Source organism: Escherichia sp. E4736 (genome assembly GCF_005781225.1).
Taxonomy (GTDB): Bacteria; Pseudomonadota; Gammaproteobacteria; order Enterobacterales; family Enterobacteriaceae; genus Escherichia.
Genome location: NZ_VATT01000018.1, coordinates 250,542 through 263,043, shown reverse-complemented (window position 1 = coordinate 263,043; position 12,502 = coordinate 250,542). Strand labels below are relative to the sequence as shown.

The following is a 12,502-nucleotide window of genomic DNA, read 5'->3' as shown; positions in this document are numbered from 1 at the left end:
GCCTTAAGTAGAAAACGCAGCGGATGAAATTACAGAACTCTTTTCGCGACTATTCGGCAGAGTCCGCGCTGTTTGTGCGCCGGGCGCTGGTCGCCTTTTTGGGGATTTTGCTGCTAACCGGCGTGCTCATCGCCAACTTGTATAATCTACAAATTGTTCGCTTTACCGATTACCAGACCCGTTCTAATGAAAACCGCATTAAGCTGGTGCCTATCGCCCCCAGCCGCGGCATTATCTACGACCGTAACGGTATCCCTCTGGCACTCAACCGAACTATCTATCAGATAGAGATGATGCCGGAGAAAGTCGATAACGTGCAGCAGACTCTGGACGCCCTGCGCAGCGTGGTTGACCTGACCGATGACGATATTGCCGCGTTTCGAAAGGAGCGTGCACGTTCGCACCGTTTTACCTCTATTCCGGTGAAAACCAACCTGACTGAAGTTCAGGTGGCGCGTTTCGCCGTTAACCAGTACCGTTTTCCTGGTGTGGAAGTTAAAGGCTATAAACGTCGTTACTATCCCTATGGCTCAGCGCTGACCCACGTTATCGGTTATGTCTCGAAAATTAACGATAAAGACGTCGAGCGACTGAATAATGACGGCAAACTGGCCAACTATGCCGCAACACATGATATCGGCAAGCTGGGGATTGAACGTTACTACGAAGATGTTCTGCACGGCCAGACGGGTTATGAAGAAGTTGAAGTTAACAACCGCGGTCGCGTCATCCGCCAGTTAAAAGAAGTATCGCCGCAGGCCGGGCATGATATTTACCTGACGATTGATCTCAAGCTCCAGCAGTACATTGAAACACTGCTGGCGGGCAGTCGTGCCGCTGTTGTGGTCACCGATCCGCGTACAGGTGGCGTGCTGGCGCTGGTTTCCACACCAAGTTACGACCCTAACCTGTTTGTTGACGGTATCTCCAGCAAAGATTATTCCGCGTTGCTGAACGACCCGAACACACCACTGGTGAACCGTGCCACGCAGGGGGTTTATCCGCCAGCGTCGACGGTTAAACCTTATGTGGCGGTTTCGGCATTAAGTGCAGGGGTGATCACCCGTAATACCAGCCTGTTTGATCCTGGATGGTGGCAGTTGCCGGGATCTGAAAAGCGTTATCGTGACTGGAAAAAATGGGGCCACGGTCGCCTGAATGTCACTAAATCACTGGAAGAGTCAGCAGATACCTTCTTCTATCAGGTTGCCTACGATATGGGCATCGACCGCCTTTCTGAATGGATGGGTAAATTTGGCTACGGTCATTACACCGGTATCGACCTGTCGGAAGAACGTTCAGGTAATATGCCGACCCGCGAATGGAAACAGAAACGCTTTAAAAAACCGTGGTATCAGGGTGACACCATTCCGGTCGGTATCGGTCAGGGGTACTGGACAGCGACCCCTATCCAGATGAACAAAGCACTGATGATCCTGATTAACGACGGTATTGTGAAGGTTCCGCATTTGCTGATGAGCACCGCCGAAAATGGCAAACAAGTGCCGTGGGTACAGCCGCATGAACCGCCGGTAGGCGATATTCATTCTGGTTACTGGGAACTGGCGAAAGACGGCATGTTTGGTGTTGCTAACCGTCCTAACGGTACGGCACATAAATACTTTGCCAGCGCGCCCTACAAAATTGCGGCGAAATCCGGTACCGCGCAGGTCTTCGGCCTGAAGGCGAACGAAACCTATAATGCGCACAAAATTGCCGAGCGTCTGCGCGACCACAAACTGATGACCGCGTTTGCGCCGTATAACAATCCGCAAGTCGCTGTCGCTATGATTCTGGAAAACGGCGGGGCTGGCCCGGCGGTCGGTACGCTGATGCGCCAGATCCTCGACCATATTATGCTTGGTGACAACAACACCGATCTGCCTGCAGAAAACCCGGCGGTTACTGCTGCGGAGGACCATTAATCATGACGGATAATCCGAATAAAAAAACATTCTGGGATAAAGTCCATCTTGATCCCACAATGCTACTGATCTTACTGGCATTACTGGTCTACAGCGCCCTGGTAATCTGGAGCGCCAGCGGCCAGGACATCGGCATGATGGAGCGTAAAATCGGCCAGATCGCGATGGGGCTGGTCATTATGGTGGTGATGGCTCAAATTCCGCCGCGCGTTTATGAAGGCTGGGCGCCCTATCTCTATATTATCTGTATTATTTTGCTGGTAGCGGTAGATGCCTTTGGGGCCATCTCCAAAGGCGCTCAACGTTGGCTGGATCTCGGTATCGTTCGTTTCCAGCCCTCGGAAATCGCCAAAATAGCTGTGCCGCTCATGGTGGCTCGCTTTATCAACCGTGACGTTTGCCCGCCGTCGTTAAAAAATACCGCCATCGCGCTGGTGCTGATTTTTATGCCCACGTTGCTGGTGGCAGCGCAGCCTGACCTGGGAACGTCAATCCTCGTTGCGCTTTCCGGTCTGTTTGTACTGTTTCTCTCCGGACTTAGCTGGCGCCTGATTGGCGTTGCAGTGGTACTGGTGGCAGCATTTATCCCAATCTTGTGGTTCTTCCTGATGCATGATTACCAGCGCCAGCGCGTAATGATGCTACTCGACCCGGAATCAGACCCACTTGGCGCGGGCTATCACATTATTCAGTCTAAAATTGCTATTGGCTCCGGCGGATTACGCGGTAAAGGCTGGCTGCACGGTACCCAGTCACAGCTTGAATTTCTGCCCGAACGCCATACCGATTTTATCTTCGCGGTACTGGCGGAAGAGTTGGGATTAGTGGGTATTTTGATTCTGCTTGCTCTCTATATTCTGCTCATCATGCGCGGACTGTGGATTGCAGCCAGAGCACAAACTACCTTTGGTCGCGTCATGGCTGGCGGCTTAATGCTGATATTATTCGTTTATGTCTTCGTAAATATTGGTATGGTAAGCGGTATTCTGCCGGTTGTAGGGGTTCCACTCCCGCTGGTCAGTTATGGAGGATCGGCGCTCATAGTGCTGATGGCTGGGTTTGGGATTGTGATGTCAATCCACACCCACAGGAAAATGTTGTCGAAAAGCGTGTAAGAGGTGCGAATGCGTAAGCAGTGGCTCGGGATCTGCATCGCGGCAGGAATGCTCGCGGCATGTACTAGCGATGATGGTCAGCAACAGACGGTAAGTGTGCCGCAGCCTGCGGTATGTAACGGCCCTATAGTTGAAATTAGCGGGGCGGAACCACGTTTCGAACCACTGAACGCGACGGCAAATCAGGATTATCAGCGCGACGGCAGAAGCTACAAAATAGTGCAGGACCCTTCACGCTTTAGTCAGGCGGGCCTTGCAGCCATTTATGATGCCGAACCTGGCAGCAATCTGACAGCATCTGGCGAAGCATTTGATCCAACGCAGCTGACGGCGGCGCATCCAACGCTCCCCATCCCCAGCTACGCCAGAATCACCAACCTGGCTAATGGGCGGATGATCGTGGTGCGCATTAACGATCGCGGTCCCTACGGCAACGACCGTGTGATTTCACTTTCACGCGCGGCAGCTGACCGTCTTAACACCTCGAACAATACAAAAGTTCGTATCGATCCTATTATCGTCGCCCAGGATGGTTCATTTTCTGGCCCAGGCATGGCTTGTACTACCATTGCCAAACAGACTTACGCCCTGCCTGCGCCGCCCGATTTAAACGGCGGCAGCGGAACAAACTCTATGTCTGTCCCGCAGGGTGATATTCTCCCGGTCAGCAACTCAACGCTGAAAAGCGAAGATCCGACCGGCGCGCCGGTAACCAGCAGCGGCTTCCTCGGCGCGCCGACTACCCTGGCGCCCGGCGTACTGGAAGGCAGCGAACCGACGCCTGCACCACAGCCCGTTGTCTCAGCACCTGCAACAACACCTGCAATGGTGACACCGCAAGCCGCTTCGCAAAGCGCCAGCGGTAACTTTATGGTGCAAGTGGGGGCCGTTAGCGATCAGGCACGCGCGCAACAGTATCAACAGCAACTGGGACAACAGTTCGGCGTACCCGGTCGCGTGACCCAAAACGGCGCGGTCTGGCGTATTCAGCTTGGTCCATTCGCCAACAAAGCTGAAGCCAGTGCCTTACAGCAACGTTTACAAACCGAAGCCCAATTACAGTCATTTATTACCACCGCGCAATAACGTAAGGCAGGCATCTGAAATGTCAATTTCTGTAAATGACGTTAACAAAGTCACGCGGAAAGTCGGATGCCTGGCGGTAGTGCATTTGCTATAGTAGGGCACTTATTTTAAATTCCATCACGGATGTCGTAGTTCAGACCATGAATACCATTTTTTCCGCTCGTATCATGAAGCGCCTGGCGCTCACCACGGCTCTTTGCACAGCCTTTATCTCTGCTGCACATGCCGATGACCTGAATATCAAAACCATGATCCCGGGTGTACCGCAGATCGACGCGGAGTCTTACATCCTGATCGACTATAACTCCGGCAAAGTGCTTGCCGAGCAAAATGCGGATGTCCGTCGCGACCCTGCAAGTCTGACCAAAATGATGACCAGCTACGTTATCGGTCAGGCAATGAAAGCAGGTAAATTCAAAGAATCTGATTTAGTGACCATCGGCAATGACGCCTGGGCCACCGGTAACCCGGTGTTCAGAGGTTCTTCGCTGATGTTCCTCAAACCTGGCATGCAGGTACCGGTTTCTCAGCTTATCCGTGGTATCAACCTGCAATCTGGTAACGATGCTTGTGTTGCCATGGCTGACTTCGCCGCCGGTAGCCAGGATGCTTTCGTTGGTCTGATGAACAGTTACGTTAACGCCCTGGGCCTGAAAAATACCCACTTCCAGACTGTACACGGTCTGGACGCTGACGGTCAGTACAGCTCCGCGCGTGATATGGCGCTGATCGGTCAGGCCCTGATTCGTGATGTCCCTAACGAATACGCTATCTATAAAGAGAAAGAGTTTACCTTTAACGGTATTCGCCAGCTCAACCGTAACGGCCTGCTATGGGATAACAGCCTGAATGTCGACGGAATCAAAACTGGCCATACTGACAAGGCGGGCTACAACCTTGTCGCCTCCGCAACGGAAGGTCAGATGCGTCTGATCTCCGCAGTCATGGGCGGACGCACGTTCAAAGGCCGTGAAACCGAAAGTAAAAAACTGCTGACCTGGGGCTTCCGTTTCTTCGAAACGGTTAACCCACTGAAAGTTGGCAAAGAGTTCGCCTCTGAACCGGTATGGTTTGGTAATACTGACCGCGCTTCGTTAGGGGTTGATAAAGACGTTTACCTGACCATTCCGCGTGGCCGCATGAAAGACCTGAAAGCCAGCTACGTGCTGAACAGCAGTGAACTGCATGCGCCGCTGCAAAAGAACCAGGTCGTTGGCACCATCAACTTCCAGCTTGATGGCAAAACTATCGAACAACGCCCGCTGGTGGTGTTACAGGAAATTCCGGAAGGTAACTTCTTCGGCAAAATCATTGATTACATTAAATTAATGTTCCATCACTGGTTCGGCTAAAAATTGAACACTTGAAAGTGTAATTTCCGCCCCCATATACTAAGCATCAGTAAAAAACTCCCGCCCTCTGGCGGGAGTTGCTATTTAATTACGTTACGCCGGAGCTGACATGAAAACCAAACTTAACGAACTGCTTGAATTCCCTACTCCTTTTACCTACAAAGTAATGGGGCAGGCGTTACCTGAGCTGGTTGATCAGGTGGTTGAAGTGGTACAGCGCCATGCGCCAGGTGACTACAACCCAACGGTAAAACCAAGCAGCAAAGGCAACTACCACTCGGTATCTATCACTATCAACGCCACTCATATCGAGCAGGTTGAAACTCTGTACGAAGAACTGGGCAAAATCGATATCGTCCGTATGGTTCTGTAATTCGCTTCTCCGTTACCCGGCCTCTGGTCGGGTAACTCCCCTCCCCTCGCTGTGATATAATTTTCCCCACTTTTACTCATTCTCCACGGAGATGCCGTTTTGTATCAGGATAAAATTCTTGTCCGCCAGCTCGGCCTTCAGCCTTACGAGCCTATTTCTCAGGCTATGCATGAATTCACCGATACCCGTGATGAAAATACCCTTGATGAAATCTGGTTGGTTGAACACCATCCTGTATTCACCCAGGGACAAGCAGGTAAAGCGGAACATATTTTAATGCCGGGTGATATTCCGGTGATCCAGAGCGATCGCGGCGGCCAGGTAACTTATCACGGGCCGGGGCAACAGGTGATGTATGTATTGCTTAACCTCAAACGCAGGAAGTTGGGCGTGCGTGAACTGGTGACCTTGCTCGAACAAACGGTAGTGAATACCCTGGCCGAGCTGGATATTGAAGCGCACCCTCGGGCTGATGCTCCAGGTGTCTACGTTGGGGAAAAGAAAATTTGTTCGCTCGGATTGCGTATTCGCCGCGGCTGTTCATTCCACGGTCTGGCATTAAACGTCAATATGGATCTTTCGCCATTTTTACGTATCAACCCTTGTGGTTATGCCGGGATGGAAATGGCAAAAATATCGCAATGGAAACCTGATGCGACCACCGATAATATTGCACCACGCTTACTGGCAAATATTTTAGCGCTACTCAAAAATCCTGACGTAGAATATATCCCTGCTTAATTCCCCCTCATAAATGACCCAAATCATATTGGGTCATTGTAGTCAGCGTGTTCCAATACTTCGCGGGAACTGATGCTATCGAATGTGTTTTGAAAAAGTATCGTTACATAGAGTTCACAGCGCCGAACGATAAAATGGCACAAACCAACAACAATTTTACATTTTCGCGACCGCTTTGGCTGCTTTCTGGGCCGTTTCAATGATATACTGCCAGTCGTTAATTCAAAAATAGTTGATAATTACAACAATCTATTGAATTGAAACGCTTTCCTTCGTAATTCGCAACTGGAACACGCACGCTATGAGTAAACCCATTGTGATGGAACGCGGTGTTAAATACCGCGATGCCGATAAGATGGCCCTTATCCCGGTTAAAAACGTGGCAACAGAGCGCGAAGCCCTGCTGCGCAAGCCGGAATGGATGAAAATCAAGCTTCCCGCGGACTCTACACGTATCCAGGGCATCAAAGCCGCAATGCGCAAAAATGGCCTGCATTCTGTCTGTGAGGAAGCCTCCTGCCCTAACCTGGCAGAATGCTTCAACCACGGCACAGCAACGTTTATGATCCTCGGCGCCATTTGTACCCGCCGTTGTCCGTTCTGTGACGTTGCCCACGGTCGCCCGGTCGCCCCGGATGCCAACGAGCCGGTAAAACTGGCGCAGACCATTGCTGATATGGCGCTGCGTTATGTGGTTATCACCTCCGTTGACCGCGATGACCTGCGCGATGGCGGAGCCCAGCACTTTGCGGATTGCATTACTGCCATCCGGGAAAAAAGCCCGGAAATCAAAATTGAAACTCTGGTGCCGGATTTCCGTGGTCGTATGGATCGTGCGCTGGATATTCTGACCGCCACGCCGCCAGATGTGTTCAACCACAACCTGGAAAACGTACCACGTATTTACCGTCAGGTACGCCCGGGCGCAGATTACAACTGGTCGCTAAAACTATTGGAACGCTTTAAAGAAGCGCATCCGGAGATCCCGACCAAATCCGGTTTGATGGTGGGACTGGGTGAAACCAATGAAGAGATTATTGAAGTCATGCGCGATCTGCGCCGCCATGGTGTAACCATGTTGACACTGGGGCAATATCTGCAGCCAAGCCGCCATCACCTGCCGGTACAACGCTACGTTAGCCCGGATGAGTTTGATGAAATGAAGGCCGAAGCGCTGGCGATGGGCTTTACCCATGCTGCATGCGGTCCGTTTGTCCGCTCTTCGTATCACGCCGACTTGCAGGCAAAAGGGATGGAAGTTAAGTAATCGTGTAATAATTGCTTACATCTGTCTGATAAAAAACCCGCTATCTGAAGCGGGTTTTTTTATCGAACAAGATATTGAGGGAGCGTCCTGCTCGCCACGTCACTCTTTATGAGAGAGCTTTTCAGCCTGAATATCAACGTCTGCGCCTTTTTTAGCCGCAGCGTCATCATCATTCATCGCTTTCTTGAACCCTTTAATGGCCGCTCCCAGGTCTCCGCCCAGCGTACGTAACTTCTTAGTCCCAAACAGCAGAACGACCAGCGCCGCAACTACCAGCAGTTTGGTAATACTAATCTCACCCATAGATACCTTCTTGACATAAAACTGGCAACAGAACGCGCCTTAAAAACCAGAGAATATTAACGGTCATTCGACGCGCGCACACAATAGCAATCTGTAACAAGGTGAATCAAGCGCCGAGTAAAAAAACATCATAATAATTGCGGCGGCGCAAAGCGACGGTTGTTTAAGACGGGAAGTTGCGCGCGCACCTGACGCACACGTTCGGGCGTCACTTCCGCCATAATGAGCGCAGGCATTTCTGCCGCTGCCGCAATGGTGATGCCAAAGGGATCTATAATCCGGCTTTGCCCGATATTTTTGTTCCCGCACTCCCCCGCTGCCACCATATAACAGGTGGTATCCAGAGCACGAGCGGCTAGCAAGGTTGACCAGTGGTGCTCTTTGAGTGGCCCGCGAACCCAAGCCGCTGGCAGGATCAGGATTTCCGCGCCCTGTAATGCCAGGGCTAATGCCAACTCTGGAAAACGTAAATCATAGCAGGTCATCAGCCCCACTTTCATGCCTTCAACCTCCAGTAAAGGGGCTATTTCATCACCTGCATCCACATGGCGCGATTCCTGAATGGCAAACGCATCATAGAGATGCAATTTGGCATAATGGGCGACAATTTTCCCCGCCTGCAGCGCCACCAGCATATTCCACGCGCGCCCAGGGGTTGAGGGAACATGAATCGTCAGAATCGTCGTCATCATGTTACGTTTACTTTCCCGCAGTAAACGTCCGAGGAATTCCCCTTCCAGCAACTGTGCCGATTTAACTGACAAATTCGGGTCAAGATCGTCGCGCGCCAGAAGCGCTTCCGGCAGGACAAACAGCGATACGTCGTTTTCCGCCGCCTGTGCCATTAACGAAGCGCAAATCTCAGCGTTCTTTTCCCATATTGATGTAACAGCAAATTGTCCTGCGGCAACCAGCATTGCCACCTCCTGTCAGAGTTGTAAAATTCGCCAACGACGAATATTCGGCGTTAAACTTATCACTCATACAAATCAAATAGCAGGATTTAGCTGTGTTACAACTCCTTTTAGCAGTTTTTATTGGTGGTGGTACGGGAAGCGTGGCGAGATGGATGTTAAGTATGCGGTTTAACCCACTGCACCAGGCTATTCCACTCGGAACTCTGGCAGCAAACCTGATTGGGGCATTTATCATAGGAATGGGGTTTGCCTGGTTTAGCCGCATGACTAATATCGATCCGGTGTGGAAAGTATTAATCACCACTGGTTTTTGTGGCGGGCTAACGACCTTCTCAACATTTTCGGCAGAAGTGGTGTTTTTATTGCAGGAGGGGCGTTTTGGCTGGGCGCTACTGAACGTCTTCGTTAACCTGTTAGGTTCCTTTGCCATGACCGCACTGGCTTTTTGGCTATTTTCAGCATCAACCGCACACTGAAGACCAAAAAAAACCCGCTGAATAAGCGGGTTTTGAATTCTTGCTGACGTATCTTACAGAGCGATTACGTTTGCAGCAGAAGGGCCTTTGGCACCGTTAGTGATTTCGAACTCTACGCGCTGACCTTCAGCAAGAGTTTTAAAACCATTAGTCTGGATTGCAGAGAAGTGTACGAACACATCTTTGCTGCCGTCTTCCGGAGTAATGAAACCGAATCCTTTGGACTCATTAAACCACTTAACGTTACCTTTAATCTTAGACATCAAAATTACCTTTACATGAAAAATAGACACAAATGCTGTGTCGGTTACCAGTACACCAATTGTGGTACGCTTTGTCCAGTGCAACTTTACTAAAAAGTGATAAAAGTCGCGTTATTTTTGATGTTAATTTCATTACATGCTGATTTTTAAGGATTTTATTAAAACGTGACTTGTCTAAAACTGAAACCGTATCCAGGCAAAGTAAACATTGCCATTGTTGTAAGTGCCAGGGATATAGGTCATCTGAAAAGTTGCAGGGCCATAGCCCACAGAAGCCAATGGCAGTATCAGCGGAACAGGTATGTAGTTCCAGTTATCACGCGCCGTCACACCAGCGGTGAATCCCAGACCGACATGAAAGTTTTCATCGGCAAGCGGTCGCCAGGTACTTTCCCAACCGTATCCGGCAATGGGCTCCCATTTATTCCACGAATCCTTAAACGCCATCGCGTACAAACCGTGCCAGTTGCCTTTCTCATCCCAACGTGACTGACCAAAACCGCCACCCCACGGTCTTTCGTTATAGCGATCGGTTTTTTCTTTGTCATAAGCGAAACGTGCATGCCAGGTAATGGCGGGAATATACAGATCATAATGTTCTGGCCGCTGCCAGGTTTCTGCGACATTATCTTTAAATGTCGCAATCCATTGCTCTGCACTAGCAGAAACTTCTTCAATGCTGATTAACTGAATAAAAGTAAAGGAAAATACGGTAACACATTTACTAGCGCCCATTAGCAACCACAGAAAACTTATCAAAAATATATTACCAGCATAGCCAAAGAAAAATAAATACAACCTTAACAAGGCAAACATAAAGAATAATCCGAGCGCCTGAAAAATTTATTTCATGAAATTTACTAATAAAACCATCAGATTACTCCGGAGACTAAGAAATATTTTCAGCTAAAGAACAACTCATACAAATAAAAGTTACACCCATAAAAACATTTATCATTCACTTATTTTTCAATTAGATACAATAAAGCCATCAATAAAATCATTGTTTGCATTGCCACATGATACGCATACAAAATTATTTTTTGGACGTACAAAATACCATAAAACAATTAACAAAATTGCATCAATTATTCATCAGTTTATAAACATCATTATGTTGTATTTACTCCCCCTAAAATAAATTTTGTTATCCAGGTATAAAAACAGCAACATCAATGTCTTAATGACAGCTTTCTTGATTTCAATCAGCACCTGATGTCAATTTATTCGGCATATTTTTTTCTTATTTTAGGATTTTTTTATTATTTATTGTAGATTCTGGAGACAGGAAAGAATATGCAGACATTTATTGAACTCCTTATTGGGGTTGTCGTTATTGTGGGTGTAGCTCGCTACATCATTAAAGGGTATTCCGCCACTGGGGTGCTATTTGTTGGCGGCCTGCTACTGCTGATCATCAGCGCTATAATGGGACACAAAGTTTTACCTTCCAGCCAGACTTCCACTGGCTACAGCGCCACAGATATCGTTGAATACATTAAAATATTACTGATGAGCCGTGGCGGCGATCTCGGCATGATGATCATGATGCTGTGTGGCTTTGCCGCTTATATGACCCACATTGGCGCGAACGATATGGTTGTCAAACTGGCATCAAAACCGCTGCAGTACATTAACTCCCCTTACCTGCTGATGATTGCCGCCTACTTTGTCGCCTGTCTGATGTCACTGGCAGTCTCTTCCGCAACCGGTCTTGGCGTTTTACTGATGGCAACGTTGTTCCCGGTGATGGTGAACGTTGGTATCAGTCGCGGCGCGGCAGCTGCCATTTGTGCCTCACCTGCAGCAATTATTCTCGCACCAACATCTGGTGATGTGGTGCTGGCAGCACAGGCTTCTGAAATGCCGCTGATTGATTTCGCCTTCAAAACAACACTTCCTATCTCAATTGCCGCGATTATCGGCATGGCGATTGCCCACTTTTTCTGGCAGCGTTATCTGGACAAAAAAGAGCACATCTCTCATGAAATGTTAGATGTCAGCGAAATCACAACCACCGCGCCTGCGTTTTACGCCATTCTGCCGTTTACACCGATCATTGGCGTGCTATTTTTTGACGGTAAATGGGGTCCGCAATTGCACATCATCACCATTCTGGTGATCTGTATGCTGATTGCCTCTGTTCTGGAATTTCTTCGCGGCTTTAATACGCAAAAAGTCTTTTCGGGCCTCGAGGTGGCTTACCGCGGCATGGCTGATGCCTTCGCTAACGTAGTAATGTTATTAGTTGCCGCAGGGGTTTTCGCTCAGGGCCTTAGCACCATCGGCTTTATCCAGAGCCTGATCTCAATCGCCACCTCGTTCGGTTCGGCGAGCATAATCCTGATGCTGGTGCTGGTTATCCTGACAATGCTGGCAGCAGTCACCACGGGTTCCGGCAATGCGCCTTTCTACGCCTTTGTTGAGATGATCCCGAAACTGGCACACTCTTCCGGCATTAACCCGGCGTACCTGACAATCCCGATGCTGCAGGCGTCAAACCTGGGGCGCACGCTTTCGCCAGTCTCTGGCGTGGTGGTTGCCGTTGCCGGGATGGCTAAAATATCACCTTTTGAAGTGGTTAAACGCACCTCGGTGCCGGTGCTTGTTGGGCTGGTGATTGTCATTGTGGCAACAGAGTTGATGGTGCCCGGTACTACCGCCGCGGTTGCTGGTAAGTAATT

Annotated in this window: 13 protein-coding genes; 9 read left to right on the top strand and 4 right to left on the bottom strand. The window is 49.6% G+C overall.

Going from position 1 to position 12,502, the window contains the following annotated elements; translation table 11 throughout:
- Positions 1–23 precede the first annotated feature (23 nt).
- From mrdA to lipA, 7 genes are all read left to right on the top strand, one after another.
- Complete coding sequence (gene mrdA, locus FEK46_RS14865; protein ID WP_130219433.1) at positions 24–1,925, top strand: peptidoglycan DD-transpeptidase MrdA; 1,902 nt, start codon at positions 24–26, stop codon at positions 1,923–1,925.
- A gap of 2 nt (positions 1,926–1,927) precedes the next feature.
- Positions 1,928–3,040, top strand: coding sequence for a peptidoglycan glycosyltransferase MrdB (gene mrdB / locus FEK46_RS14860; RefSeq protein ID WP_000131717.1), 1,113 nt, complete (start codon positions 1,928–1,930; stop codon positions 3,038–3,040).
- 9 nt (positions 3,041–3,049) lie between these two features.
- A complete protein-coding gene (gene rlpA / locus FEK46_RS14855) occupies positions 3,050–4,126 on the top strand; it encodes an endolytic peptidoglycan transglycosylase RlpA (protein WP_135559944.1) in 1,077 nt (358 codons plus the stop codon).
- Positions 4,127–4,266: 140 nt separating this feature from the next.
- Entirely contained in the window at positions 4,267–5,478 is a 1,212-nt protein-coding gene (gene dacA / locus FEK46_RS14850) for a D-alanyl-D-alanine carboxypeptidase DacA (RefSeq protein WP_064528971.1), read from the top strand.
- 109 nt (positions 5,479–5,587) lie between these two features.
- Positions 5,588–5,851, top strand: a complete 264-nt coding sequence (ybeD, locus tag FEK46_RS14845) for a DUF493 family protein YbeD (RefSeq protein ID WP_130206481.1) — start codon at positions 5,588–5,590, stop codon at positions 5,849–5,851.
- 99 nt (positions 5,852–5,950) lie between these two features.
- Positions 5,951–6,592 carry a lipoyl(octanoyl) transferase LipB gene (lipB, locus tag FEK46_RS14840; protein ID WP_130206479.1) on the top strand — a complete coding sequence of 214 codons (642 nt, stop codon included), beginning with the start codon at positions 5,951–5,953 and terminating at the stop codon, positions 6,590–6,592.
- 301 nt (positions 6,593–6,893) lie between these two features.
- On the top strand, positions 6,894–7,859 hold the full coding sequence (gene lipA, locus FEK46_RS14835; protein ID WP_000042625.1) for a lipoyl synthase: 966 nt from the start codon (positions 6,894–6,896) through the stop codon (positions 7,857–7,859).
- A 99-nt stretch (positions 7,860–7,958) separates the two neighbouring features.
- Here the strand turns inward: lipA and tatE are convergent, their stop codons facing one another.
- Positions 7,959–8,162 carry a twin-arginine translocase subunit TatE gene (tatE, locus tag FEK46_RS14830; protein WP_064528973.1) on the bottom strand — a complete coding sequence of 68 codons (204 nt, stop codon included), beginning with the start codon at positions 8,160–8,162 and terminating at the stop codon, positions 7,959–7,961.
- Positions 8,163–8,290: 128 nt separating this feature from the next.
- Entirely contained in the window at positions 8,291–9,079 is a 789-nt protein-coding gene (locus FEK46_RS14825; RefSeq protein ID WP_130206477.1) for a deaminated glutathione amidase, read from the bottom strand.
- 92 nt (positions 9,080–9,171) lie between these two features.
- On the opposite strand from FEK46_RS14825, the gene crcB reads away from it, so the two are divergent.
- A complete protein-coding gene (gene crcB / locus FEK46_RS14820) occupies positions 9,172–9,555 on the top strand; it encodes a fluoride efflux transporter CrcB (protein ID WP_130206475.1) in 384 nt (127 codons plus the stop codon).
- Positions 9,556–9,608: 53 nt separating this feature from the next.
- On the opposite strand, the gene cspE is transcribed toward crcB, so the two are convergent.
- Positions 9,609–9,818 carry a transcription antiterminator/RNA stability regulator CspE gene (cspE, locus tag FEK46_RS14815; protein ID WP_000034825.1) on the bottom strand — a complete coding sequence of 70 codons (210 nt, stop codon included), beginning with the start codon at positions 9,816–9,818 and terminating at the stop codon, positions 9,609–9,611.
- A gap of 174 nt (positions 9,819–9,992) precedes the next feature.
- Positions 9,993–10,553 (bottom strand): lipid IV(A) palmitoyltransferase PagP, encoded by a 561-nt coding sequence (gene pagP, locus FEK46_RS14810; RefSeq protein ID WP_130206473.1) that lies wholly within the window; start codon positions 10,551–10,553, stop codon positions 9,993–9,995.
- A 561-nt stretch (positions 10,554–11,114) separates the two neighbouring features.
- On the opposite strand from pagP, the gene dcuC reads away from it, so the two are divergent.
- Positions 11,115–12,500: an anaerobic C4-dicarboxylate transporter DcuC gene (dcuC, locus tag FEK46_RS14805; protein ID WP_130206471.1), complete on the top strand. Its 1,386-nt coding sequence runs from the start codon at positions 11,115–11,117 to the stop codon at positions 12,498–12,500.
- The last annotated feature ends 2 nt before the right edge of the window (positions 12,501–12,502 follow it).